Origin of the sequence: Halobacteriovorax marinus SJ (assembly GCF_000210915.2) — a bacterium.
In the GTDB taxonomy this organism is placed as follows: Bacteria; Bdellovibrionota; Bacteriovoracia; order Bacteriovoracales; family Bacteriovoracaceae; genus Halobacteriovorax; species Halobacteriovorax marinus.
The window spans coordinates 1,649,773-1,674,618 of the sequence record NC_016620.1; the positions used below are offsets into that span (position 1 = coordinate 1,649,773).

General features: G+C 38.1%; 24 protein-coding genes. 8 read left to right on the plus strand and 16 right to left on the minus strand.

Features of this window, described 5'->3' with window-relative positions; genetic code table 11:
* Window position 1: 1 nt before the first annotated feature.
* From BMS_RS07920 to BMS_RS07935, 4 genes are all read right to left on the minus strand, one after another.
* A complete protein-coding gene (locus tag BMS_RS07920; RefSeq protein WP_044557414.1) occupies window positions 2-481 on the minus strand; it encodes a hypothetical protein in 480 nt (159 codons plus the stop codon).
* Window positions 451-1,773, minus strand: coding sequence for an aminopeptidase P N-terminal domain-containing protein (locus BMS_RS07925; protein WP_014244287.1), 1,323 nt, complete (start codon window positions 1,771-1,773; stop codon window positions 451-453). The genes BMS_RS07920 and BMS_RS07925 overlap by 31 nt, the downstream gene beginning before the upstream one ends.
* A gap of 117 nt (window positions 1,774-1,890) precedes the next feature.
* A complete protein-coding gene (locus BMS_RS07930) occupies window positions 1,891-2,427 on the minus strand; it encodes an inorganic diphosphatase (protein ID WP_014244288.1) in 537 nt (178 codons plus the stop codon).
* Between the two features lie 150 nt (window positions 2,428-2,577).
* Entirely contained in the window at window positions 2,578-3,198 is a 621-nt protein-coding gene (locus tag BMS_RS07935; RefSeq protein ID WP_014244289.1) for a hypothetical protein, read from the minus strand.
* A gap of 369 nt (window positions 3,199-3,567) precedes the next feature.
* On the opposite strand from BMS_RS07935, the gene BMS_RS07940 reads away from it, so the two are divergent.
* Window positions 3,568-5,526, plus strand: coding sequence for a BCCT family transporter (locus BMS_RS07940; RefSeq protein WP_014244290.1), 1,959 nt, complete (start codon window positions 3,568-3,570; stop codon window positions 5,524-5,526).
* 32 nt (window positions 5,527-5,558) lie between these two features.
* On the opposite strand, the gene lysS is transcribed toward BMS_RS07940, so the two are convergent.
* Window positions 5,559-7,142: a lysine--tRNA ligase gene (lysS, locus tag BMS_RS07945; RefSeq protein ID WP_014244291.1), complete on the minus strand. Its 1,584-nt coding sequence runs from the start codon at window positions 7,140-7,142 to the stop codon at window positions 5,559-5,561.
* Between the two features lie 197 nt (window positions 7,143-7,339).
* Between lysS and BMS_RS07950 the strand changes: the two genes are divergently transcribed.
* The gene (locus tag BMS_RS07950) at window positions 7,340-7,558 is read left to right on the plus strand and encodes a hypothetical protein (protein WP_157868260.1); all 219 of its coding nucleotides are present in this window, start codon (window positions 7,340-7,342) and stop codon (window positions 7,556-7,558) included.
* On the opposite strand, the gene BMS_RS07955 is transcribed toward BMS_RS07950, so the two are convergent.
* Entirely contained in the window at window positions 7,542-10,076 is a 2,535-nt protein-coding gene (locus tag BMS_RS07955) for a hypothetical protein (RefSeq protein WP_014244294.1), read from the minus strand. The genes BMS_RS07950 and BMS_RS07955 overlap by 17 nt on opposite strands.
* A 139-nt stretch (window positions 10,077-10,215) precedes the next feature.
* Here BMS_RS07955 and BMS_RS16890 point away from each other — a divergent pair, with 139 nt between their 5' ends.
* Window positions 10,216-13,524 carry a DUF3011 domain-containing protein gene (locus BMS_RS16890; protein ID WP_014244295.1) on the plus strand — a complete coding sequence of 1,103 codons (3,309 nt, stop codon included), beginning with the start codon at window positions 10,216-10,218 and terminating at the stop codon, window positions 13,522-13,524.
* 67 nt (window positions 13,525-13,591) lie between these two features.
* On the plus strand, window positions 13,592-14,743 hold the full coding sequence (locus tag BMS_RS07965) for a methionine aminotransferase (RefSeq protein ID WP_014244296.1): 1,152 nt from the start codon (window positions 13,592-13,594) through the stop codon (window positions 14,741-14,743).
* On the opposite strand, the gene BMS_RS07970 is transcribed toward BMS_RS07965, so the two are convergent.
* From BMS_RS07970 to BMS_RS07995, 6 genes are all read right to left on the minus strand, one after another.
* Entirely contained in the window at window positions 14,740-15,459 is a 720-nt protein-coding gene (locus BMS_RS07970) for an ABC transporter ATP-binding protein (RefSeq protein ID WP_014244297.1), read from the minus strand. The two genes, BMS_RS07965 and BMS_RS07970, sit on opposite strands and share 4 nt — an antisense overlap.
* A gap of 10 nt (window positions 15,460-15,469) precedes the next feature.
* A complete protein-coding gene (locus tag BMS_RS07975; protein WP_014244298.1) occupies window positions 15,470-16,243 on the minus strand; it encodes an ABC transporter ATP-binding protein in 774 nt (257 codons plus the stop codon).
* On the minus strand, window positions 16,240-17,121 hold the full coding sequence (locus tag BMS_RS07980) for a branched-chain amino acid ABC transporter permease (protein WP_014244299.1): 882 nt from the start codon (window positions 17,119-17,121) through the stop codon (window positions 16,240-16,242). The genes BMS_RS07975 and BMS_RS07980 overlap by 4 nt, the downstream gene beginning before the upstream one ends.
* Complete coding sequence (locus tag BMS_RS07985) at window positions 17,121-18,020, minus strand: branched-chain amino acid ABC transporter permease (RefSeq protein ID WP_014244300.1); 900 nt, start codon at window positions 18,018-18,020, stop codon at window positions 17,121-17,123. Before BMS_RS07985 ends, BMS_RS07980 begins: the two co-directional genes overlap by 1 nt.
* A gap of 62 nt (window positions 18,021-18,082) precedes the next feature.
* A complete protein-coding gene (locus tag BMS_RS07990; protein ID WP_197536764.1) occupies window positions 18,083-19,219 on the minus strand; it encodes an ABC transporter substrate-binding protein in 1,137 nt (378 codons plus the stop codon).
* A 101-nt stretch (window positions 19,220-19,320) separates the two neighbouring features.
* Window positions 19,321-20,493: an exo-beta-N-acetylmuramidase NamZ family protein gene (locus BMS_RS07995; protein WP_014244302.1), complete on the minus strand. Its 1,173-nt coding sequence runs from the start codon at window positions 20,491-20,493 to the stop codon at window positions 19,321-19,323.
* A gap of 159 nt (window positions 20,494-20,652) precedes the next feature.
* On the opposite strand from BMS_RS07995, the gene BMS_RS08000 reads away from it, so the two are divergent.
* On the plus strand, window positions 20,653-21,447 hold the full coding sequence (locus BMS_RS08000) for a thymidylate synthase (RefSeq protein WP_044557417.1): 795 nt from the start codon (window positions 20,653-20,655) through the stop codon (window positions 21,445-21,447).
* Window positions 21,447-21,938 (plus strand): dihydrofolate reductase, encoded by a 492-nt coding sequence (locus tag BMS_RS08005; RefSeq protein WP_044557418.1) that lies wholly within the window; start codon window positions 21,447-21,449, stop codon window positions 21,936-21,938. The genes BMS_RS08000 and BMS_RS08005 overlap by 1 nt, the downstream gene beginning before the upstream one ends.
* Here the strand turns inward: BMS_RS08005 and BMS_RS08010 are convergent.
* The gene (locus BMS_RS08010) at window positions 21,928-22,503 is read right to left on the minus strand and encodes a Maf family protein (RefSeq protein ID WP_014244305.1); all 576 of its coding nucleotides are present in this window, start codon (window positions 22,501-22,503) and stop codon (window positions 21,928-21,930) included. The genes BMS_RS08005 and BMS_RS08010 overlap by 11 nt on opposite strands.
* A 67-nt stretch (window positions 22,504-22,570) precedes the next feature.
* On the opposite strand from BMS_RS08010, the gene BMS_RS08015 reads away from it, so the two are divergent.
* On the plus strand, window positions 22,571-22,738 hold the full coding sequence (locus tag BMS_RS08015) for a hypothetical protein (protein WP_157765721.1): 168 nt from the start codon (window positions 22,571-22,573) through the stop codon (window positions 22,736-22,738).
* Window positions 22,739-22,742: 4 nt separating this feature from the next.
* Here the strand turns inward: BMS_RS08015 and BMS_RS08020 are convergent, their stop codons facing one another.
* Window positions 22,743-23,192, minus strand: coding sequence for a hypothetical protein (locus BMS_RS08020; RefSeq protein WP_044557420.1), 450 nt, complete (start codon window positions 23,190-23,192; stop codon window positions 22,743-22,745).
* A gap of 117 nt (window positions 23,193-23,309) precedes the next feature.
* On the opposite strand from BMS_RS08020, the gene BMS_RS08025 reads away from it, so the two are divergent.
* A complete protein-coding gene (locus BMS_RS08025) occupies window positions 23,310-23,897 on the plus strand; it encodes a FecR family protein (protein WP_014244307.1) in 588 nt (195 codons plus the stop codon).
* Window positions 23,898-23,908: 11 nt separating this feature from the next.
* Here the strand turns inward: BMS_RS08025 and BMS_RS08030 are convergent, their stop codons facing one another.
* Together BMS_RS08030 and BMS_RS08035 are read right to left on the minus strand one after the other, a co-directional pair.
* Window positions 23,909-24,226, minus strand: a complete 318-nt coding sequence (locus tag BMS_RS08030) for a hypothetical protein (RefSeq protein ID WP_014244308.1) — start codon at window positions 24,224-24,226, stop codon at window positions 23,909-23,911.
* Window positions 24,207-24,530, minus strand: coding sequence for a type II toxin-antitoxin system RelE/ParE family toxin (locus BMS_RS08035; RefSeq protein WP_014244309.1), 324 nt, complete (start codon window positions 24,528-24,530; stop codon window positions 24,207-24,209). The genes BMS_RS08030 and BMS_RS08035 overlap by 20 nt, the downstream gene beginning before the upstream one ends.
* Between the last annotated feature and the right edge of the window lie 316 nt (window positions 24,531-24,846).

The window sequence follows — 24,846 nt, forward strand, 5'->3', positions numbered from 1 at the left end:
ATTACTTTTTTAGAATACAGTGGGGAAGAGCTCTCGTGGCGTCTCTTATGGCCCTTTTACATCTTTCTTTGCCAGATGGAGTGTGTCTTGGAAAGCTTCTTTGTTTTGAGTCCTCAAATATAATAGGATCACTCTTTCTGGCCCGGTCTAGTTCTGATTGATACATTTTTATCTCAGCGCTACAGTCCTTGAATAGCTTTGAACCGCTTCTAAGCCATGTGAACTCTAGGTGGTAATCACCGTTGATGATCTTTCTACTTTCACCAAGTGTACTCACTTGGTAATTTTTTTCTTTAAGATATTCGAGTAGTAATTCTTTATAGTCGAGATCTTCATCGCCTTCAAAATTATCCCATAACTTTAAGCGACAAGTTTCATGTTCTCTCTTGTAGAAGATATGCTTTGATTTTGCACTTACCTTGATTGGTAAGATAAGTGCAAGCGCGAGAATTAAAGAAATTGTTTGTAGTCTTCTTGGCATGCGGCCTCCACTTCTTTAATTTCTTTTGGAATCATCGCTGTGAGATTTTCATAGAAGCTATCTGTAATAAGAATGTCGTCTTCAATCCTTACTGCCAATCCTCTAAAGTGCTCTGGAATCTCTAAATTATCTCTTTGAAAGTAAAGTCCAGGCTCTACAGTGAAACACATTCCTTTTTCAAATTTAATAGGATTGAAGTCCTTATCTAAATATGGATTTTGATCGTGAACATCGAGTCCGATCCAATGGGAAGTTCCATGTGGATAGAATTCTCTAAATAAATTCTTCTCTATGATTTCATCAACACTTTGCTTGAAAATACCCAGTTCTCTAAGTCCTAGAGAGAGCTCTTTGACTGATTCCATATGAACTTCTTCCAATGTGTGGCCTGGGCTACACTTTGAGAAGCTTGCTTTCATTGCACGAAGAACAACTTCATAGATTTCACTTTGAATAGTTGTGAATTTTCCGTTGATAGGAAAAGTTCTAGTGACATCACTTGCATATGTTCCAAATTCACTTCCAGCGTCAATTAATAAAGTCTCACCGTCTCTTAAAGGAGCATTATTTTCGATATAATGAAGAATCGTTCCATTCTCACCACCGGCGACAATTGAACCATAGGCTTCACCACTTGCTCCATTTTTCTTAAAGACATAATTCATGAGGTTATGAATATCTGCTTCACTGTGCTCAGTACTTGCCATGGCCATGGCCGCACGATGGGCTTTAGCTGTTGCCTTGGCAGCACTTTTCATAAGTAGTAATTCATTTTGATCTTTAATGAGTCTTTGTTTTTCAATTATAGGGTTAAGGTGTCTAAAGGCACTTGGTGTTGGTATCTTTAATCGTCCTCTTGGATCTAGACCCATTGCCATCTTTCGTACTTTATTAAAGAGTTTAAGATTTTGATCTAAGTCAATAAATACTTCACTATGACCTTTCATTAACTCAGGAAGAATTTTATCAAATTCATCTAGAGTGTAGACTTCGTCCATTTCAAAAATCTCTTTTGATTTCTCGACCCCAAGTCTTCTTCCGGCCCAGATTTCTTGCATACGATCTTTGGCCCTAACAAAGAGGTGATCTTTCTTTTTTCCATGTGGAGTAAGAACGAGGATTGATTCAGGTTCATTACTTCCAGTGAGATACTTAAAGTTTGAATTTTGTCTAAAATCAAATTCAGTATCGTGAGATCTAGTCTTATATTTAGCGGCAGGAAGAATGGCGATTCCATCTTTTAGTTTAGAGATGGTTTGTATTCTTCTACTCTTGTAATTTGTTTCTTCCATAATTAACTCCTAACTAAAAAGGTATCATATCCTCGGAGGTATATTCAATATTTTGAGTGAGATTTAATGCTTTGTTTGACATAAAAAAGGCCCTCAACGAGGGCCCTTAGGAAATATTTATTTTAGATTTTTTTCTTCTTTATTGTAGAGCTCAATCGCATTGTTAAGCACTTCAATTGCGTGATCCTTATCTGTGAACTCATTAACTTCTACAGATTTTTTCTCTAAGGCCTTATATGTCTCAAAGAAGTTCTTAATTTCTTTAAGAGTGTGCTCTGGAATATCTTTAATTGAGTTAAATCCGTTGAATTGTGGATCGTCAGCGTGAACTGCGATAAGTTTATCATCAATTTCTCCACCATCAATCATATGCATATTTCCAATAACCTTAACTTTCATAAGGCACATTGGAACAACCTTCGCTTGTCCTAATACGAGAACGTCGAGAGGATCTTTATCATCACAATATGTTCTTGGGATAAATCCGTAATTTGCTGGATAGTGAACCGCACTAGAGAGGATTCTATCAACTTTAATAAGACCTGTTGTCTTATCTAATTCATACTTTGTCTTCTCTCCACGAGGAACTTCAATAATCGCGTTTACAATTGCTGAACCTTCAAGTCCAAGCTCTACATCATGCCATGGATTCATTATATCTACCTTTTTTTAAAATTTTGGGCATTTTAGACTTAAATTTATAGAGAGTAAATTTCTAGAAGGGCAATTGGGCGATTTTTTACATGACTATGCACAAAAAAGGCCCTCAAAGAGGGCCTATATGGTTTAAAAATAAGGTTTTACTTATCTTTGAGTACAGTATTGGTTTCTCACAACTGTATTTTGACACTTTCTCATGGCCTTAGAACAAGCTTGGGCCTTAACTCCTGAACCTTGTCTACCAGTTGCCTGTGCAGTGAAAGAATCTCTTACTCTACCTTGTCCACCTCTTTTATCAACAGTACATGATCTAGTTACTTGTTGTCTTCCTGGGTTAGTAGGTGATGAGTATCCTCTTACACATCTTGCTCTTAGAGCATTTCCGTTTCTATTTCTTCTTACAAGGTCTCTCATACAAGCATCTTCAGCTGCTCTACAGCTTTGTCTGCTGAATGTATCGATGATTCTTCCATTTTGTCTTTGAAGATCAAATGAACATTGCTGATTTCCTTGTCCTGGGTTTCTACCTTCTAGTGAACAAGTAAGGTTAGCGAATCTATCCCACCTTCTTCTCTCTCTCATTTCCTGCCTACAGTCTTGCATTGCATCGTTACAAGCTCTCTGCTGGTAGTAGTCAAATTTTACAAATCTTTGGATAGTATATGAGCTATATCTATCGTGTTGTTCAAGTTTCGCCGTACATACTTCTGCGCTTACGCTAGATACAGTCAATAAAGTTACAAGTGCCATAAAGATTTTTTTCATTCTGCTTTCTCCCTCTTGGTTGTTTCGTACTTATGTTTTCTCTGATGGGAGATAGAGTGGCAACGCTTGCCTGTAAATAATCGCTATTTTTTGTCAAATGTAATACTTTTTTCTGAAATGTAAGAAAACACATTTTTTGTGAAAATATGTTTTCTTGTAAATTGTTGTAATTATTGCTGGTGTCAAAGTGCGCATAGGGTCAACCCGAACCATTCTCTAAAATCTTACTTTTATAGGAAGTCTTATAGATTTTATTGACGCGTTCGGTTAATCCTAATTAACAAAAATATAGGCCGGATAATTTAAGATAATACGCTTTAATAGACGAAGGTAAAACATATCTAAATAATGAATTTAATTGAGGTTTAAATGAGTAATCAACAAGATTCAACGATGAATCGGCCGGTTTTTCTATCGTCCGCTATCTTTATCGCCATGATCACACTCTTTGGCGCCATCTGGCCAAAGGAAGTGGAGCAATTCTTTAAGGCCATTCAAGGCTGGCTTATTACAAATACGAGTTGGATATATATCCTATCTGTTGGGATCATTCTCTTCGCTTCTCTGTGGCTTATGCTCAGTAGAATGGGTGATATCAAGCTAGGTCCAGATCACTCAGAGCCGGAGTATACTAATCTGTCATGGTTTGCCATGCTCTTTAGTGCAGGGATGGGAATTGGACTTCTCTTCTTTGGTGTGGCCGAGCCGATGATGCATTTTACCTCGCCGCCAATAGGTGAGCCAAATAGTATTGAAGCGGCTAGAGAGGCCATGAAGATTACTTTCTTTCACTGGGGATTACATGCTTGGGCCATCTACTCAACTCTAGCAGTTATCTTGGCCTACTTTTGTTATAGAAAAGAATTACCACTTCTTCCAAGATCGGCATTCTATCCAATTATTGGAGATAAGATTCACGGAAGAATTGGCGATATGGTCGATGTCTTTGCCATTATAGGTACTATGTTTGGTGTCGCCACTTCACTAGGCTATGGGGTCACGCAAGTCAATGCAGGTCTCAATTATCTCTTTGGTGTTCCTCAAACTCCTGCTATTCAAGTTGCTCTGATTGCTGGGATAACTCTCTTAGCGACCATTTCAGTTGTTTTAGGACTAGATGGTGGTATTAAGAAATTATCAAATTTAAATCTATTCTTGGCCCTCTTACTTTTAGTAGCGGTTATTGTTCTTGGTGACACTGTATTTCTTTTAAAGTCTTATATTCAAAATACGGGTGCGTATCTCTCAGATATTATCTATAAAACATTTAATCTCTATGCTTATGAGAAAAAAGAGTCATGGATTGGTGGATGGACTCTTCTCTATTGGGGGTGGTGGATTTCATGGTCTCCATTTGTAGGAATTTTCATTGCTAGAATTTCAAAGGGAAGAACCATCAGAGAATTTATGGCCGGAGTGGTGTTTGTTCCTGCTGCATTTACTTTCTTGTGGATGTCAGTATTTGGAAACTCTGCCATTTCTTTGGCCCTACAAGGCAAGGCAGATAAATTAATTGAAATGGTTAATACAAATGTTCCTGTGGCGCTTTTTCAATTCTTTGAATACTTACCTGGAACAACTTTTCTCTCAGGGCTTGGAGTCCTTCTTGTCATGACTTTCTTTATTAGTTCATCTGATTCAGGTTCTCTTGTTATTGATACTCTTGCCTCAGGTGGTGAGCAAGAGCCGCCAGTTTGGCAAAGAATTTTCTGGGCAGTTATGGAAGGTGTTGTGGCCTCTATTCTTCTTCTTGCTGGTGGTCTTGGTGCACTTCAGACAATGACTATTGCTTCTGCCTTTCCAATGATTTTTATGATCCTCATTGCTCTGTTGGCCTTTATTAAGTCACTACGAGCTGATTATCTATTGATGACTTCAGTGCAAAATCATACGACAACAATTCAATATACTCAGGCCTCAATGACGTGGAAGGAGAGACTTGGTACTCTGGTAGATCATCCAACTCACGATCAGGCGCTCAAATTTGTTAAAGAGGTAGGTTTTCCGGCCATTGATGAATTGGCCCAGGAATTATCTAAGAAGGATCAGATTGTTGAGATCTCTAAAACTGATCAAAGTATTGATTTGACCATTAAAAATCTCAATGTTGAAGACTTCCAATATTCAATTAGGCTGCGTGAATTTATTGTTCCAGAGTATGTGGATGAATCGCAAAAGTCTTATTGGAGGGCCGAGGTCTTTCTCTTCTCTGGTGGACAGCACTACGATATTTATGGCTATTCAAAAGAGCAAATAATCGCTGATGCTATAACTCAATATGAGAAGCACTTTCACTTTCTTCATGTTTATAACTCTGAAGAAGTCTAATATAAAAAGGGGAGTCATGACTCCCCTTATTCTTATTTAAATAATTTTAAAACTCTTTCTTTACCAATAGTTCGAATAAAGCCAGCAAGTTTTGGACCTTTCTCTTTAGAGATAAGTCTATCGTACATAACTGGGAATACATCATTTGGCTGAACTTCAACGGCGTGAATGATTTCATACATTTTTTCGTGAAGTTCTTTGTCTGTTTGAATACTATCCCATTCACTATCAAGGAATGTTGAGAACTTATTTAGGAACTCAAGTTGCTTCTCTTCACATTGAGAGTCCGTAGGATTTGTATTGATTTTGAATTTAAACTCTTCTGGAGCGTAGTTCTCTAACCAGTGAAGTGCACAAGTACTTCTCTCGTTAAAGCGTCTCTCATCTCTTTCGTTTTTAATTTCACTAGCGTAGTAGCTCTTGGCCTTTTCAATATTTCCATCATTAATTTGTAGAACATTACAAAGGTGTCTAAACGATGGTTGGAAAGGCATCTCTTTTGGAATTTCACCAATGCTTGAGAGTTCATAAACTCTCTTTGCCATATTTACTTTCTTCTCATTTCCTTGTTCAACTCCAAAGGCAAGTCTCTCTTGTCTATCAAAGTCTTCATAGGTCTTAAGAACATCTAGATCAAAACTAACTGCAAAGTCTACGTTTGATTTATAACTCGCAAAAATCCATCTCACCATCTCTGGCTCGTATACTTTAAGTACGTCGTTAACAGTGATGAGGTTTCCTTTAGAAGATGACATCTTTCCGCCAGCACCTTTAATAGATACGAAGTCATATTGTAGGTAGACTGGAGCTTCACCGCCGTAGAGTTTAACAATGTCTTTGGCCGTCGTGTAAGATCCGCCTTGAGATGAGTGGTCTTTTCCACCTGGCTCAAAGTCTACTCCTTCATATACCCAGCGCATAGGCCAATCAACACGCCATGGAAGCTTAACTTTATCAGTTGTTTCAAGATCAATTTCACCTGTGTAGTCATGAACTTTGTGCTTATAAGTAATTTTATTCTTTCCATCCCAGTCGATGATCTCAGTTTCGTCTGTGAGATACTTCTCGCAGTAAACTGAAATTGGATAGTACTCATCTCCATATGGAGTTGAGCGGTACTCATTTAAAATTCCCGCAATATCTTTTTTCATTTCAAGAGCTTTTCTAATTTGCTCTTTATAATCACCGGCCCTATATTTCTTGGCCTGATAAATTGGTTGTACTTCAACGCCAACTTTATCTAATTGCGCCTCAAAATTTTGCTCGTGGTGAGCAGCATAGGATTCGGCCTCTTCAAATGGATCTGGAGTATCGACAATTGGTCTAAAAAGATACTCTTTGAGCTCTTCTTGTTTTGGAAGGTTGAGTGGAACCTTTCTAAATGTATCATAGTCATCCCAGCTAAAGATAAAGCGAACTTTCTTTCCTCTATCTCTTAGGGCCCTTGCCACGAAGTCTACCGTAATAACTTCTCGGAAATTTCCAAAGTGCACGACTCCAGATGGTGTGATCCCACTGGCCACAGTATATTCTTCTTTATCGCCTCTTTGTCTGATAATTCTATCTGCCGTGAAATCGGCCCAGTGAATTAATTTCTTTTGATTATCATCACTCATTGCGTAATTTTCCTTTTTTCTTTATTCCATACATTGACAATGGGAGAAAGGTTACCATCTTAGCTTCAAGGCGAAAAGATACTAATTACTGTTATTTAGATACTTTTTTGTAAAAAATTGCGCTTCGTTGACGAATGTGCTCAAAGCCTGTTTTAATGGCAGAGCATCAGAGGATGATTATGGTAATACAATTCTTATTGAAATTAATATTCTTCTACTTTCTCTTCACTCTTGTGAGATCACTTCTTCGTTCTTACTTGCAGGGGAAAATGGCCAGTAGCTACAATGGTGCGGGCACTTCTTCGCAGGGTCATGCCAATAGAAGCTACGAAGATCAAAACTCTCATCAAAGAAGAACGGCTTCAAATTCGGATACATTTGAAGCCGAGTACAAGGTTGTTAAAGAAGAAAATTAGTTGGCAATTGGGCCACTAATCTTGCAACAGGCGTGATCCTCTCGTGGGAGATGAGATCTAGAATGAGCTCGTTTCCTCTGACTCTTAGAAACCACTGCTCTATACCAATCTCAGGTAAGTGATGATTTAAAATCTCCCCGCTGTCTCTGTGAAATAGTGCAAAAGTCTCCACTTCACTCATTGGATTATCACTATAGTAAGAACTTAGATCAAAAGTATTAATTCCAATTAATTTATAAATTCCTTTCACTTTATCTGTTGCCCAAGGACGAAAACGGCTTTTAAAAACGGTCTTATTAGAATTTTCTCTCAATTTATTTAAATCAATATTTCCAAGGGAGAGATTAAAGTCTCTGTCTCCAGAGAGCTTAAGATGCATTTTATCACCACTTTTAGAAATTTTTAAATTCTTAAAACTATAAGCATTTTTAAAATCAAATTTTACTCTCACTTTATCATTCTTTAAGAGTTTTAAATCAAATTCAGTGGTTTGCTGAAGACTAGTCTCTCTATTTTGACCAGTGTAGACACCATCGACTTCAAACATAGATAGGTGAACTTGATACTTTAAGAGGTCTTCATAGTGAAAGAAGTTAATAGGTGTAAAAGAGCATGTTTTCTTCTTCCAATATTCCAAACTATTAGTGTCATAGAGTGGTTTTGGCGGATAGAAGTGCTTTGGAGGATCTTGTTTGAGATCTTCATCGTTACATGGAGTCTTAACATAGACGAGGGGAGTTTTAATTTTATTGTAACCCGACTTCATTCGAGTCTCGACTGGGAATTGATCGTAGTGAATTCTTCCCATTTCGTATTTAAACTCTACGTCTACAAAATCAGTTCTATTCTCAGTTAGGTCTTTTTCTATATTTTCGATAGAGCAATTCTTTGTTCCCTTAGAGAAATCATTGATTGCGTACCATCTATAGCCTTTTTCAAAGTACTTTGACCAAAGTGAGACGGCCTTATTCTTTAGACCAGGAGAGTAGTTTTGATCATTGTATAGGGCCTCGTAGAATTTAGAAGTTCTGCTCTCTACGCCAAGATCGAAGAAGCTACCCTCTGAATCTGTCATGTCTTTATAGATCTTATCCATAACAGTAATTGGAAGTTGGAAGTATGTTTTCATTATACCCGGCCATTCAAATTCTATATTACCAGGACCTCTACAATTATTAGTGATAATGATTTCCTTAAGCGGGTACTTATGAAATTTTCTCTCATAGAGAATGAGCTCATCTGAAATAGGGAGAGAATCTGATCTTGAAAAGACAAAAGACTTTCTCTCGTATTCATTTAAGTGTTTCATAACTCTATCTGAACAACTCGAGAGTTTGTTCTTATAATTCTTCCAGTAAATATTTTTAAATTGAAATGGGCCTACTTCAAATTGAGCTGGATCTTTTTCATTAAAAAAGTAGAAGAAGTATTGTCCGTTGCTTTTGTGGAGAGCAACTCTTGAGATGATAGACATATCTAAATACTTATTTGGTTTAAAAGCATCGCGGTCGTCTGCATCTTTTGAAGTATCAATTGGTATATTTAATAACTCTTCTCCCTTTCTTAAGTTTGATGAGAAGATTCGTCTCACTCTAGAGCTATCATCGTTTGAGAGTTGATCTTTTAGAAGTGATGTTAGTAAATTGAACTTTTCATTTCTGCTCTTTGACTTCATCGACTCTAGTTTTGCATTTGAGTAGATGAGAAGCTTTGCCAAATGAATATCTTTAAAGAATTTCTTATGCTTCTTTATAGTTGAAAGTGAGATGCGATCACTTAAGTAATCATCGATTAATATTTGTTGGATGCTCTCTCTAAGGGGAGCTAAACTCTTAGGCCAAAGACTTGGAGAGTGAGTGATATCTCTAGGGGAGATGACCTTTCTTAGGCGTGGTAGATTCTCCTCCATTCTCTTGCAGCTAATAGTATTCTTTATAAAAGCACTATTTAAGCTTTGAATGATTCTTGTGAGAAGTGAGTACTTATCATTGTATTCAATATAGTAATTTGCACTAGTAATGGCCCTAATATTCTTTGGAAGTCTCCACGTTCTATGAATAGGAAGTCTTGGATCAATTGTCTCTACAGATATGCTTGGAAACTTCTCTCCATTTTTGGTAGTGATAAGTATAGGAGAGAATTCTAATTTAGAGAGATTCTCTTCAGTTAGGTATCTCAACTTATATGTATGGGATTTTAATCCTAGCGAGCTTCTAAGTTTATCCAAGTTGATTTTATAGCTGCCTTCTCCCTCATTCCAACTCCAGGTTTTATCATTATATTGATAAATGGTGTCCTCATCTTGAGATGAGAAGTTTTTAAAATATCCAGCGCTTGAGACAGAAATAACCTGGTTCTTTAAAAAGGAATTTACTACACCGTTTTTTACTTGAGTATTTTCACAAATAAAGTGGATATTTCCATAACTACTACTTATTGAGTTTGCTAGGATTAGAGTGAAGAGTAAGGGCCTAATGCCCACAAATTTAGACATGAAGTTTCTGTTAATTATTTTCATTTAATCAATATAACCTATTGTTAATATAGGTAGAATAAGGAAAAATATGTCTATAGCTTGTATCCATTTCCAACAAATTTAATCTAATGTTAAAATTTAGCTATATTTTAATACTTTATCTCCTTATTAGGTGGTTTTTATGAAAAAGCAATTTCTTATAATCATTCTATCTCTCCTTTGTTTTGGTAGTTATGGACAGACGAATCCAATTCAAACTAAGCCTGATGGAAAAATTGATCCTCTGGATAATTACATCGACCCTGCAACACAGATCGATTATAAAACTCAACTCGAGAAGTTAAACGGTGATCAAAAACAAGTTCTCATTGAAAGATGTATCATGTTCACTATTCAAAATGAGATGGGTCAGTCAGGTGAAGATTCGATGAGTCCATCTGAGATTGAGTCTTATGAAAACTTAATTGAAACAAAGTGTAAGTGTATTCAAGATGGTCATACTTGGAAGAAAGAGTCCAATGTAAAAGGGCAGTGTGATAATGGAACACCTGCTGAGAAAGACCTACTCCTCTATACAATGGATCAATGTGTTGACCGTCTTAAATTATCTGATCAAAGCTGTAAGAATTCTATGACAGATAGCTGTTTAGCTGACTTTAGATATCAATGTTATCAATATATGACTCAACCTCATGAGTTTTCAGAGAAGTCGAATCCAATCTTAAATAGATGTGATTATGATGATCAAACTAAGAATATTAAATTAGAGTGTCGCTCTTATTGTTATATTAGAAATGAGTGTGATGTTACTCAAGAAGAATTTAAAAATAGAAAGATTGGAAATGTTTATCTATTAAAGAAGAAGTCTAGATCATCATGTGTAAAGGGAAGTACTTACGGTATTAATGATGATAATACGATTTGGGTGACAAACTCATGTCACGGGGACTTCGCCATCCAATATAAAGATCCAAAGTGTGGGTTTAGACCTACATGTACACCTAAGCCACATATCACGGACTATATTCCAGAAGGTGGAACTCAGACACTTAAAATGGTTTGTGATGGTGAAGAAAACGAAACTGGTGGAAAGCACTTTTGTAAAGTCACTCCTTTTAAAAGAGATAAGGCCGGAAAACTTACTAATGAGCCAGATCCAATGAAGGAAGTTACTTATGTTCGCGATCTAAAATTAGTTAAGAAAATTGGTCCTGCTAAGTGTAACCCTGGCGGAAATGGTAGTGCCATTGACTATGGGCCAAGAAATAAAGGCCTTGATGGGGGATGGGGAATTGAGACACAGAATATGTGTAATGCTCAATTTGAAGTTACTGTAAAGTGGCAGAGAAAGCTTTGTACTCTCGCCGGACAAAAGGCAGAAACTAAAGATACATGTTGTAATGGTCTTTACTGGGATCCAAAGGATAAGACTTGTAATGTACCTGCCTACGAACCACCTGCTCTCTCAGATGAGACAATGATCGCAAATCAAGCGGCTAGTATTAGAGGTGGAGCTGAATGTAATCCAAAAGTATCTGATGATGTAAATCAAGTTGTAGATAAGTACTTCTTAGAACTTGGTAATTATGAAAACCTCTTTAGCTTAATTGATAAGAAGAGTGATGCTGTAAGTTCTATTGAAGTTAAGACTGCTGATAGTGAAGAGGAGAGTTCAAACTCAAATTCACCTGAGCCAAGAGAGTCTACATATGACTTAACTAAACAACTTCATGATGCTGTTGTCAGATATAGAACTTCCTTTAAAGAAGCTTTTGATCAATTTAAAACTGCTGAGGATTATACAGCTGAGCAGTATAAGGCCTATATTGCTTATCTAATGAAAGTTGATAAGAAAGAAAATACTCCTGAAGATGATAAGTCTGTTGAAAAGAATATGTTCTTAGGACTTGATGTTCAGTCAGCTGCCTTTAAAAACCAGAGATTAACGAAGGCGTACCAAAGGGCCTATATCACTTCTTTAAAAGAGATGACTGGTGAGTATAATTTAGATCTTTCTAAAGCTGCCCACGCTGGACAAAACGCTGTTTGGTATTGTGCCCATAATGAGAATTGTTCTGAAAATAATTGGCTAGTAAGAGATCTTAATAAAGACGAAGTTATCGACTTCTTACACGATCCTTCATATGCCTATAAGGCCCTTACAATCAGAGGGAAAATGCTTCCTAAACTCGCAAAGGTTAATAAGCTCTTAGTTGACTCTAAGACATATTTAAAGTTTGAGAGTAATCCTATTGGTGACAAGGAAGAGAGAGGACTTGATAAATTAGACGTTTATTCAAAGTACTTTAATTATAGAACGAGTGAAGAAAATATTAATCCAGTGGCCAAAGGTGCAACTCTCGCTGGAACTGATAAAGAGCAAGAGTACTATATGACTCTCGATCTCTTTAGAAAGTATTCTCACGAAGTTCCACTAAGATCGAATAGTTTAATTACAAATGGGGATTACCTGAAAAAATCTAAAGAAGGTGATCTCTCTGCAGGAATACCTCAGTACTGTGCCAAACAAGATGAGTACGAAGTTCGTGTTCCAATTGGAAAGGCGGTAGAGCCTCTAAGAATGTTACAGATTACAGGTGTTATTAATGCATACTACGACTTAATCTCTGCTGTTTATGAGAAGAACGAAGGTTGTCTTGTTGATGTTGATGCCAACCACGATAAGAATGTTGCAGACTTAGATGTTAATCTTGGACTAGAGTCTCGCTTAATCGGTGGTGCGCAGGTTGATACTAAAGGAAAAGGTGAGAGCTCTAATTTCATTAAGAATGTAAGTGGTTCTCTTCTTGGAGTTATGAATAGTAAGTATGGTTCTGCTTCTTCTGGATCATTTATGGATAATCTCTTTGGAAATAGAGTTTCATCCGGTGGAAGTTTAGATGATTCTACTAGTGGAAGTAATTTCAATGCCATTAAAAAGCAAGAGGCCGATAGAGTTTCTAAATTAATTGATAAGAGAATTAAGTATAAGAAAGATAATGCGCTGGCCGATTATCAGAAATCATTAGATGCTGCCTTTGGTGAACAACTAAAGAGTAAGGCCAATACTTTTGCTTCGCTCTCTCCAGGCCTTGGTGGAGCAAGTGGATTAAATACTGGTTCTTCTAATAGTAATGCTCTTGGAAGCTCTTCTAGGGACTCTAGTGAAGAGGGTGATAAGAAGGTTTCACCTAATTCTGGAATTAACTGGGGAAGTGGTTCAGGCTCAGGAAGCGGAAGTTACTCAGGTTACGGTAGCTCATCAAATAATGGTAATTCAAATTCTTCATCTGGATCAGGTTATGGTTCTGGTGGAAGTGCAGGTAGTGGCTATGGAACTACTTCTGCTAACGCTACTAATGAAATTCTCGACAATATTAATGACGAGAAATTTGAGCCAAATGATGGAGATAGTCTATTTGATAGGGTGACTAAGCGCTATATCAAGTCGGCCTACCCAGTACTCTTAGAGAAAAAGAAAAAAGAATAATTAATTGGCCCTCTTCGTGAGGGCCTTTTCTTTGGTCATTCAGTTAAATCTTTCCTATAATTTATCTATGTTTAATTTCTCTTCAAAGCTTCCCAATGTGGGACAAACAATTTTTACTACTATTTCGGCCAAGGCCACTGCATGTGGTGCTCTTAATCTAGGTCAAGGTTTTCCTGACTTTGATGGTGACGAATTTCTAAAACAGAGAGTGACTCACTATATAGAAGAGGGCTTTAACCAATATGCTCCTATGACTGGTGTTCAAAGCCTTAGAGAGTCAATTTCTACTTACTTTAATAAGAAATACTCTCTTAAGATTAATCCCGATACTGAAGTTACTGTAACATCTGGAGCTACAGAAGCTCTTACGGCAAGTATCTTGGCCTTTGTAAAAGAAGGTGATGAAGTCATTATCTTTGATCCTTCCTACGATAGTTACGCTCCAAGTATTGAGTTGGCAGGTGGTGTGGCCATTCGTCTTAATCTAGTAGGTGAGAATTTTTCGATTCCCTTTAAAAAATTAGAAGAATCTCTTAGTGATAAGACGAGGATGATAATTATAAATAGTCCTCACAACCCTACGGGAAGCTCTCTAGGCGAAGCCGATTGGAAGAGAATAGCAACACTCATCGCTGAGAGAAATATTCTCATTCTAAGTGATGAGGTCTATGAGGGAATTTACTTCAATGAAGGGAATCACTTTAATCCAAGAAAGTTAGAGGCAATCAGAGATAGTCTTATTAGTGTTTATAGTTTCGGAAAGTCCTGTCATATGACAGGATGGAAAGTGGGCTACTTTATTGCTAGTGAAAACTTAAGTTATGAAGTGAGAAAACTACACCAATATATAACTTTTTCTACATTCACTCCTGCTCAAATGGCCTTGGCGGATTATCTTGGTGAGAAGATGGACAATTTCCTAGAGCTTGGAGAGTTCTATAAGAAGAAGTGCAACTTCTTAGTTGAAGGGCTTAAAGAGTCTCGCTTTAAAGTTCTTAAACCTTCAAGTACTTACTTCTGCCTCTTAGACTATAGTGAAATTTCAAGCCTTAGTGATGTAGATTTCTGTATGAAATTAATTGAAGAGCACTCTATTGCGGCCATTCCTATATCTGTATTCTATGAGAATGCGCCTAAAGATCAAAGGATCATTCGACTATGCTTTGCTAAAAATCAAGAGACCCTAGAGAGGGCCCTTGAGATTTTAAATACAATTTAATGACCTAGGTAGGCCTTTTGGATTTCTTCATTTGTGATTAATTCACTGGCCGGACCTTCCATAAAGATTTCACCCGTGGCCAGAACATATCCTCTATGAGCAATTTTTAGTGAGGCGTAAGCATTTTGCTCTACTAAGAGAATGGTCATACCATGCTTATTTAAATCAACAATTGCATCGAATATCGCCTGAACAAGAATGGGCGCAATTCCAAGTGATGGCTCATCTAGGAGTAGAAGCTCTGGAGCTGACATATAGGCCCTGGCGATTGCAAGCATTTGTTGCTCTCCACCTGAGAGAGTTCCTGCAAGCTGTGTTGATCTCTCTTTTAATTTTGGAAAGAGGTTGTACATATACTCATAGTCAGACTTTACTTTATCAGTGTCCTTTCTAAGATAAGCACCCATCTCAAGGTTTTCTTTAACCGTAAGATCTGGAAAGACCATTCGACCTTCTGGAGAGTGTGCAACACCCATACCTACAATTTTATTGGCCTTGGTTCCATCTATTCTCTGTCCTTTGTAGAGGATCTCTCCACTACTAGGCTTTAGAAGTCCTGAAATGGTGTGAAGACTTGTAGTCTTACCCGCACCATTTGAACCTAGAATAGTTACGATTTCACCTTTATTAACTTTTAGATCTATTCCATGAATAGCGTGAATGGCACCATAGTGCACATGCATATTCTTTACTTCTAATAATACTTCTTCACTCATACTTTCTTCCTTAGGCCTGCTCTGTTCCTAGATAGGCCTCGATAACCTTAGGGTCATTTTGAATTTCTTTTGGACCACCTTTTGCGATAAGCTCTCCGTGATCAACAACATAGATCTGCTCACATACATCCATTACTAAACGCATATCGTGCTCAATGAGAAGTATCGCAATTTGAAATTTATCGCGCACCCATCGTATAAGTTCTGTCAGATCTTTTGTTTCATTTGGATTCATTCCCGCAGCAGGTTCATCTAATAAGAGAACATCTGGCTTTGTGGCAAGGGCCCTCGCAATCTCAAGTCTGCGCTGCTCTCCGTAGGGGAGATTCTTAGCCAAGTGATCCATCTTATTTTCTAGACCAAAGATTTTTAAAAATTCGATGGCCTCATTCTTTAGGCGTTCTTCTTCTGCGTGAAACTTCTTAGTTCTAAAAATACTAGAGAGAAGCCCGTAGTCCACGCGAAAGTGACCTGCGAGACGAATATTATCTAGTACTGTCAGATCTTTAAATAATCTAATATTTTGAAATGTTCGTGCGATACCTTGTTGAGTAATAAACGCCGGTCGAAGACCTGAAATATTCTTACCTCCAAGGAGAACTTTCCCCTCTGTCGGTTCATAAATTCCAGTGATCATATTAAAGATTGTTGTCTTACCCGCTCCATTTGGCCCAATCACTCCTACGAGGTCATTTTTTCCAATAGAGAGGTTAAAATTATCAACCGCAGTCAGACCACCAAAGCGCATTGTTATGGATTGAGTTTCTAAGATTGCTTCGCTCATTTAGCACCTCTTAATTTTTTGAAAAATAAAATTGGATTAAATTCATGCTTACCAAATATTCCACCTGGGCGCAGAAGCATTAGTGTAATGAGAAGAACAGAGTAAATAACCATTCTCCACTCACTTATAGTCTCTCCCATAAGTCTTAAAACTTCTGGAAGAAGTGTAAGGATAATGGCCCCAACAATTGATCCCGTAATAGATCCAAGACCACCAAGAATGACCATCAGTAAAATAATAACGGACATCATAAAGGTGAATCCATTTGGATGGAGAAATTGTGTGTAGTGAGCGTAGAGTGCTCCGGCCAGACCCGCAAATCCTGCTCCAATCACAAAGGCCATTGTCTTATACTTGAAAGTATAAATTCCCATTGAGTCGGCCGCGATTTCATCTTCTCTAATACTGATGATGGCCCTTCCATGAGTTCCTCTCATAATATTTGTAATGATAAGTACGGTGATGATAACAAAGAGATAAACCCAGTAGAAATTTGATATCTTTGGAATACCACTAAAGCCTCTCGGTCCACCAATGGCGTCAGTATTCATAATGACAATTCTAATAATTTCACCAAAGCCTAGAGTTGCAATGGCCAAGTAATCGCCTCTTAGTCTAAGACATGGGACACCGATGATGAGTCCCGCTATGGCCGCGACAATGAAGCCAATAATACAACCTGCTATAAGTGTAAGCGACGGCGGTAGTCCTAGGTTTGAAAAAACTGTAAATGAAGCCGCTGTATAAGCTCCCACTGCCCAAAAACCAGCGTGACCTAAACTAAATTGTCCGCATATACCATTAATGAGATTAAGTGAAACTGAGAGAATAATATTAACTCCACAGAGGATACTTAAGTGGATAATTAAATCTAACATTAAACTTTCTCCTTTCTATTCTTTCCAAGAATTCCGGCAGGCTTAACTAGGAGGATTAGAATTAAGATTAAAAAGGCGATTCCATCTCTATAAGTGGACTCCCAAAAACCTACTACTAAGTTCTCGGCCACTCCAAGAGTAAGACCTCCAATAACGGCACCAGGAATGATTCCAATACCTCCAAGAACTGCAGCGATAAAAGCCTTTAGTCCCGGTATTAGTCCCATCATTGGCTCAACTGTACTGTAGTACATTCCAACTAGAACTCCCGCAGCACCGGCCATGGCCGCACCAACAAAGAAAGTGAATGAGATTATTTTATTTGTATCAATACCCATTAACTCTGCAGCGTCGTGATTATAACTAGTCGCCTTCATGGCCTTACCAATTCTTGTTTTATTAACGAGCCACCAAAGAAAGATCATTAGGATAAAAGTTGAAACAAGAATAATGACCTGAATATTTGAAATCATTAATTCTCCAACAAACCAAGTATGTTGCTTAATGGCCGTAGGAAAGGCCTTGGCGTCAGCGCCTATAACTAATTGTCCTGTATACTGAAAAAAGAGAGAGGTTCCCAGTGCTGTAATTAGGGCCGGGATTCTTCCCGCTGATCGGATCGGTCGATAGACAATCCTCTCAATGATGACTGCGATGACTCCAGCACCTACCATTGCAATTGGAAAGGCCAGTGTTAGAGGAACACCAGCGGCAATAGTATAGAAACCAATAAAACCACCAATCATATAGAACTCGCCATGGGCGAAGTTGATTAACTTTATAATTCCATAAACCATAGTGTAGCCCAGGGCAATTAGGGCATAGATGCTACCTTGGGTGAGTCCATTTAATAGGTACTGACCAAGGTCCCAGAAAAAATACATTGTATCTTCACTCATTATTTAACCTTCATAAAATAAAAGGCCCAATCATTGGGCCCTTAGATAATTTAAAAATGTAATTAAGGATTTACCTTCGTGTTGAAAACGTTTCCACTAGGAGTCGTCTCAAGAACAACAGCACTCTTACTTGCGTTTCTATTGCCATCGATTGTGATTGCACCAGTTACTCCAACAAAACCTTTTGTCGCCAAAATAGCCGCTTGAATATCTGATCTCTTTGTTGATTTTGCATTTGAAATGGCATTGGCCATTACTAGGATTCCGTCATAACCAAGGGCCGCCATTACTCCTGGCTTTTGTCCGTAAGCAGCTTCATATTCCTTAACGAAGGCCTGAACTCTTGGATCTTTATCATCAGGCGCAAAGTGTGAACTGATATAATTTCCACTTACTGCTGCTCCAGCTAGCTTTTGAAGAGTAGGTGAGTCCCAACCGTCTCCACCTAGGAAAGGCATATTTAATCCCATCTGACGAGCTTGCTTAAGGATAAGTCCAACTTCAGTATAGTAACCAGGAAGAAAGATTGCATCTGGCTTTGTTCTTTTAATTTTTCTAAGAAGTGATCTAAAGTCAGTATCTTTTTGAATATAAGCAAAGTCTTCGTCAGAAACGAGCTTTCCACCTAATTCCTTAAATTTCTTTTTGAATACTTTAGAGAGACCCTTAGAGTAGTCAGATGAATTATCAATGATAATGGCCATCTTTCTCTTCTTTAAATTCTCATATGCAAACTTTGCCATAACCACACCTTGAAAGGCATCAGTAAAACAAGTTCTAGAGATGTAATCACCAGTCATTGTAACTTTTTCGTTAGTCGAAGCTGGTGTAAGTAGAGGAACTTTATTTGTTTGAGCAATAGGTGCTCCGGCAAGAGTATTTGATGAGGCCACTGAACCAATGATAGCATCAACTTGATCTGAATTAATAAGCTTAGTAACAGCGTTAGCAGATTCCTGAGGCTCACTCTTATTGTCTTCAACTGTTAAGTTGATTGAGACCTTACCTTCTTGATTAATTTTCTTTAGGGCCAGTTTAATTCCATTTACTGACTCTTGTCCGTATGTAGCAACAGGTCCTGTCATTGGAAAAACAGCTCCAATCTTTACTTCACGTTTTGCGGCGATACTAACAGGTGCTAGCGATAAGGCCAAAGCTCCAATGGTAAATAACTTAGTTAAATGCGATTTTTTGATCACTTTTATCTCTCCCTGATATGTGTGTATGAATTTTATTGTCATAAAAGTATAGCAAAGCACTCTAATATGTAAAGGTCTAATCAGGGGGGTTCGGTTAATATTTAGTAAATAAGTGCATCATTTCGCATGCTTTGATATGCGTCATATCCCTTAACTTCTAGCGCCAATAGCTCATTTAAGTCACCATTTCGCTCGATCCAGTGACGAACTTCGCTCGTTCCATTGATCAGGTCGATGGCCATTTTGTCGTACTCGTACTCATAGGCCGCGTCCTGCCACTGAAATTCATTTCCGAGAAAGTTTTTGAATTCGCGGCATAGAAGTTGTGAAATTCTCCAAGGTCTGAAGTCTTTCTGTTTTAGAGGATGGATATGGACTCCTCCACAAGTGAGTCCCGCGTGCTTTTGAAACATCGGATGGAAAGTTACTGGGCGTAGGACAAAACTCCCATCGTTTTCTATTTTCTCATTGAGGTAGTCTACAAACTTAAAGGGCTCTATGGACGGATGTCCTATGACTTCTAGGCTTCTAGTCGTACCACGACCTTCTGAGAGCTTCGTCCCTTCAAAGAGAACAGTTCCAACAAAAGTGAGTGCACCAATAGAAGTTGGAAGATTTGGTGAGGGGTTTACCCAAGGAAGCCCCGTTTCCTCCCACATCATATCTCTTTTCCAACCTGTCATTTTAACTACATCATAATCAACGTCGATATTGAAATTCTTCTTAGCAAAGTATCCCACTTCGCCCATAGTCATGGCATGCCTCTGTGGCATGGGATATCTTCCAACAAAGGACTTAAACTCATCTTCTAAGATTGTTCCCTCTATGATTTCTCCGCCTACAGGATTTGGGCGATCAAGGACTACAACCTTTACTCCAAGAGTCGCACACTTTTCCATGGCGAGAGTTAGAGTCGATATATATGTGTAGACTCTAGTTCCCACGTCTTGAAGATCAACGACTAGTGTATCAACACCCTCAAGCATTTTCGTGGTAGGCACTCTGGTTTCGCCGTAGAGGCTATGAACTGGAATATTAAAATAAGGATGAATAAAGTCCTCGGTCTCAATCATATTATCTTGAACGTCAGTAACAAAGCCGTGCTGAGGACCAAAGATTTTGATAAGTCTTTTCCCAACCAAGTCTTGAAGGATCTTTACACTATGCTTGAAGTTTCGATCTACTGAAGCACTATGACAAAGTAGGGCGATATTGCCTTTTAATTTATTTAGATGCGTCTCGCTAGAGAGCAGTTCAATTCCATTTGTAACCATTTAATCTCCGATATTTATATCTAAAAATGGTAACGAAAAGAGAGACTTTTTAAAAGGAGTTTTTACCTCAATGTGTCTAAAAAAATTGCTTAAATCTCGTGGCCAAGTGGTCTCTAATCCTAGAAAATATAATCACACACACAAGGCAAGGGAGAGCAAATGAAACAATATTTAGATCTGATGAAGCATGTTTTAGATAATGGGGTCGAGAAATCTGACCGTACAGGAACGGGAACAATTTCATGTTTTGGTTATCAAGCGCGCTATGATCTAAGTGAGGGCTTTCCTCTAGTGACAACTAAGAAGTGTCACCTGCGCTCAATTATTCACGAGCTTCTTTGGTTCTTAAAGGGCGATACGAATATAAATTACCTAAAAGAAAATAAGGTGACGATTTGGGATGAGTGGGCAGATGAAGATGGAAATCTTGGTCCAGTTTACGGGGCCCAGTGGAGAAAGTGGCAACGTCCAGACGGAAGCCATGTCGATCAGATTTCAAATTTAGTTGAACAAATAAAGAATAACCCAGACTCAAGAAGATTAATCGTTTCAGCGTGGAACCCAGGTGTTATCGATCAGATGGCCCTACCACCATGTCACGCTTTCTTTCAGTTCTTTGTGGCCAATGACAAGCTCTCTTGTCAGCTCTACCAAAGATCTGCTGATATTTTCTTAGGAGTACCTTTTAATATTGCCAGCTATGCTCTTCTTACGATGATGATGGCACAGGTTACTGGTCTTGAGGCAGGAGAGTTTATTCACACTCTTGGTGATGCTCACCTTTATTCAAATCACTTAGATCAGGCGAAGCTTCAACTAAGCCGCGATCCTCGCCCTCTTCCTCAGATGAAGATTAATCCAGAAGTAAAAAATATTTTTGAATTTAATTTCTCTGACTTTGAACTTGTTGGTTACGATCCACACCCACATATTAAAGCACCGGTAGCTGTTTAGTGATTAGCTATTTTATTGTTGCTGGTATGGGAAGAAATAGAGAGCTGGGTCTTTCTAATAAATTACTGTGGCATCTTCCAGAAGATTTAAAGAATTTTAAAAGACTGACAATTGGAAAGTCTATGATTATGGGGCGCAAAACTTTTGAGTCTATCGGGCGCCCTCTCCCTAAGAGAGAGACGATTATTCTCACAAGAGATAAGAATTACTCTTATGAAGGGTGTAAAGTCTTTCACTCTATGGAGGAGATAGAAGATTATCTAATCTCAAAAGGTGAGACTGATGCTGCTGTTGTTGGTGGGGGAGAGATTTATAAGCTCTATCTTCCAAAGTGCTCTAAGATGTATTTAAGTTATGTAGACTTTGCGGGACAAGCAGATACATTCTTTCCAGAATTTGATGAAAGCGAGTGGGTAAGAAGTGAGGAGATTTCTCACGAAGCCTATGAGAATTTCTTGGCCTGGGAATTTGTGGAACTCTCTAGAAAATAGAGAGTCCATTCTTCATCAAGACGCTAGCACTACTCATTAGTGGCAGCCCGATAATGGCAGTGTAATCTTCACATTCAATACTCTCAAAAAGTGCAATACCACTACGCTCTAGCATATATGAACCACAACAACTTAGAGGGCCCTCTTTTTTTATATAACTCTCTATTTGATCGCTCTTTAAACTTCTCATCTTCATCTTCGCCACAATAGTAATGGTCTCACAGAAATTTGCACTCATATAAGTTGTCGCTGTGATGAGTTGGTGAGTCTTACCACTTAGTCTCTGTAATTGCTGGGTGGCCTTTTGTTCAGTCCCAGGTTTTCCTAGAATCTCTCCCTCAATACTTAAGACTTGATCCCCGCCTATGACAAAGGCATTTGGGCGTTTATCAAGTACAGACCTGGCCTTTTCGTATGAGAGTTTCTGGGCCAATTGATGAGGTTCTGTGATGGAGTCTTTGAAGCTATCTTCATCGATTCCTGGAGGGAGGGACTCGAAGTCGCTAACAATTCTCTGTAATTGCTCTCTTCTATAAGGAGATGTGGAGGCGAGTATGATTTCCATAGCTTATAATCCTAACTTGAGTAAATCTTATGGTTATTCATGTTATAATAAACTATTGGAGGGGATTATGGCAGAGGAAACTTTAGAAGTCCTTATTACGGCCGTATGGTTTTTAATTCCAATAGTCTTTACCATTGGGCTGATTAAGCAGTCTCTAGGTGAGCAAGATGTCCACCCTGAGAATTACGAAAATACAGAATTGGAGCAACCCGATGATCATGATCGGGCCGCTTAGGATTTTATCTACAGCGCTCTAATCTCTTAGTTGCTTGGAATGACCAATTCACTTTCCAGTTGCGCCCAAGTGTCTTAACTCTATAGCCACCGATGAGAATCGTTTCACCAGGTGAGACAATTGTCTTACCACCACGTAGGTACGTGTTGATGGTATTTGTTGAGTGCTTTAAAGAAGCGATTAAACAATATGGTGTTGTTGAGATATTAGTAATTCTCTGAGTAACTGCAACGATTGTGTTCTTATAAGTTAAAGACTTTTCTTCTACTTTAATACTTTGAGATCTTGCTGTTCCCATTGTGATATATTCTTGCCATGGACCAAAGTCAGTATCTTCTTCATATAGCCAAGGAGAAACGTCGATTTCTGCTTGTTCAAATTCCTGCCAAGAGGCCTTAACTTCAAATGCCATAAGCATAATGGCAATCGTGCCTAAGTAAATTAAAATTCTCATGTCTATCTCTCTCTTTTGTTGTGTGTTCTATAATTGTTTCTCTTGCAAAACTATCCGTCAATGATTGTTTATTTTTTTATTTAGAGCTATGATTTACTTATTTAACTTGGAGATTTTATGAAGTTTTTAACTCTTTGCGCATTTCTATTATTTGCTCTACCAGCTATGGCCCTTCCTACCGCCAAGATTACAAAGCTAAGGGGAGAAGTGCTCTTTAATGGCGTAGCGCTTAAAAAGGGAAGCGAGATAACAAAGAGTGGTGTTTTAAAAACAAAGGGCAGAAGCTTTGTAAAACTTGAAATTTCAAAGTGGAATAACTCTATCGTTCTTGGTCCCAATGGTGAGATGAACTTAGATCTCTCAAAGAAAGAAGTTTCTAAGAGCTATAATTTTATTAAAGGAAGAATGCGCTGGCTCACAGGTAAGGGAAAGAAGTCTTCAGGTGTTATCCACACAAAGCAGGCCAGTGTCGGTGTTAGAGGAACTGATTACTTATTAATTGCAAACTCTCTACTAGGTGAAACTGAAATTATTGTCTTTGATGGGAGAGTACAATTTCAAAACGCTAGTGATCTTAAAGACTCTAAAGTTTTAAAGAAGAATCAATGGGGTGGTCTTGGTGGACGCTATGGAGCTTCTATTGGTAAGGTACTTGACCTTCCACCCAATGTGATTAATGCATTTTCAAAACAGTTGAATTGGTAAGTTTTAGAGATCTAGGATGCTTTACTTTTGTAGTCCGAGCTCTCTATTGTAAGTTTTACTTGAAGATCAAAGACCTTCTTTGTGATCTTTATTAACTTATCGCTGCTCCACCTTTGTCTCTTAGAAATAAAGTCTGAAGTTTGAGATATTGATTGGCCTGAGAGTTTAGCAAATTTTGTTAAACTCATGGCCTTGATAACCTCACTGATGGCATCTTCAAGTGATAACTCTTCCTCATTTACTAGATTTAAAAGATACTCTCTTGCGTATTCCTTATCATTGAATTTCTCTGATAGGACTTCGTTATAACTACCGTGTCTGTTCGCCATATTCTCTCCAGTATTTCTTTGCTTTTTCGATGTCTTTGGGTTGAGTTTTCTTATCTCCTCCTACCAATAGTAGAATGATCTCTTCTTTGGTCTGTGCAAAGTAAACTCGTATGCCTGGACCATGGGGTATTTTTATTTCTGAGACACCATCTTTTAAATATTTTATAGATTTTCTAGCACTTCCTGCCGCAACTCTTTGAATAAAGCGATCTACAATAACCTGAGTTTTAATGTCTAGTGAGTTAATCCAATTAATAAATGGGCTTCTTCCATTCTTAGTAACAAAGTACTGTATATCTCGCATCTCTGTACTCCTATAAACTACATGGAAATATGTAGTTTGTCAATATCGCTATTGTATGTGATGTTGACACTTGTTCATAAGAGCTTATGTACAGATAGAGATGTGTTGATTAAAGCATTGCTTTAAGAGTATGACTGACTATTTCTTTATTGAACTTCTAGTTTAAGAGAGTATGAATTAAAAAGGCCCAGCTATTTCTAACTGGGCCCTTCACTTGTAACATATTTCTACCAGCTCGCAACTGGTTGAAAGGTTTTGGTAGAGCAATCCATCGCTTTGTCTCTAGAAAAACCTCCACCTCCTAGGGGTGGAACTA

Excerpts from the sequence above, each read along its gene's own strand:
- BMS_RS07920 (WP_044557414.1), bottom strand. The coding sequence starts at position 481 with ATGCCAAGAAGACTACAAACAATTTCTTTAATTCTCGCGCTTGCACTT.
- BMS_RS07925 (WP_014244287.1), bottom strand. The coding sequence starts at position 1,773 with ATGGAAGAAACAAATTACAAGAGTAGAAGAATACAAACCATCTCTAAA.
- BMS_RS07930 (WP_014244288.1), bottom strand. The coding sequence starts at position 2,427 with ATGAATCCATGGCATGATGTAGAGCTTGGACTTGAAGGTTCAGCAATT.
- BMS_RS07935 (WP_014244289.1), bottom strand. The coding sequence starts at position 3,198 with ATGAAAAAAATCTTTATGGCACTTGTAACTTTATTGACTGTATCTAGC.
- BMS_RS07940 (WP_014244290.1), top strand. The coding sequence starts at position 3,568 with ATGAGTAATCAACAAGATTCAACGATGAATCGGCCGGTTTTTCTATCG.
- lysS (WP_014244291.1), bottom strand. The coding sequence starts at position 7,142 with ATGAGTGATGATAATCAAAAGAAATTAATTCACTGGGCCGATTTCACG.
- BMS_RS07955 (WP_014244294.1), bottom strand. The coding sequence starts at position 10,076 with ATGAAAATAATTAACAGAAACTTCATGTCTAAATTTGTGGGCATTAGG.
- BMS_RS16890 (WP_014244295.1), top strand. The coding sequence starts at position 10,216 with ATGAAAAAGCAATTTCTTATAATCATTCTATCTCTCCTTTGTTTTGGT.
- BMS_RS07965 (WP_014244296.1), top strand. The coding sequence starts at position 13,592 with ATGTTTAATTTCTCTTCAAAGCTTCCCAATGTGGGACAAACAATTTTT.
- BMS_RS07970 (WP_014244297.1), bottom strand. The coding sequence starts at position 15,459 with ATGAGTGAAGAAGTATTATTAGAAGTAAAGAATATGCATGTGCACTAT.
- BMS_RS07975 (WP_014244298.1), bottom strand. The coding sequence starts at position 16,243 with ATGAGCGAAGCAATCTTAGAAACTCAATCCATAACAATGCGCTTTGGT.
- BMS_RS07980 (WP_014244299.1), bottom strand. The coding sequence starts at position 17,121 with ATGTTAGATTTAATTATCCACTTAAGTATCCTCTGTGGAGTTAATATT.
- BMS_RS07985 (WP_014244300.1), bottom strand. The coding sequence starts at position 18,020 with ATGAGTGAAGATACAATGTATTTTTTCTGGGACCTTGGTCAGTACCTA.
- BMS_RS07995 (WP_014244302.1), bottom strand. The coding sequence starts at position 20,493 with ATGGTTACAAATGGAATTGAACTGCTCTCTAGCGAGACGCATCTAAAT.
- BMS_RS08000 (WP_044557417.1), top strand. The coding sequence starts at position 20,653 with ATGAAACAATATTTAGATCTGATGAAGCATGTTTTAGATAATGGGGTC.
- BMS_RS08010 (WP_014244305.1), bottom strand. The coding sequence starts at position 22,503 with ATGGAAATCATACTCGCCTCCACATCTCCTTATAGAAGAGAGCAATTA.
- BMS_RS08015 (WP_157765721.1), top strand. The coding sequence starts at position 22,571 with ATGGCAGAGGAAACTTTAGAAGTCCTTATTACGGCCGTATGGTTTTTA.
- BMS_RS08020 (WP_044557420.1), bottom strand. The coding sequence starts at position 23,192 with ATGAGAATTTTAATTTACTTAGGCACGATTGCCATTATGCTTATGGCA.
- BMS_RS08025 (WP_014244307.1), top strand. The coding sequence starts at position 23,310 with ATGAAGTTTTTAACTCTTTGCGCATTTCTATTATTTGCTCTACCAGCT.
- BMS_RS08030 (WP_014244308.1), bottom strand. The coding sequence starts at position 24,226 with ATGGCGAACAGACACGGTAGTTATAACGAAGTCCTATCAGAGAAATTC.
- BMS_RS08035 (WP_014244309.1), bottom strand. The coding sequence starts at position 24,530 with ATGCGAGATATACAGTACTTTGTTACTAAGAATGGAAGAAGCCCATTT.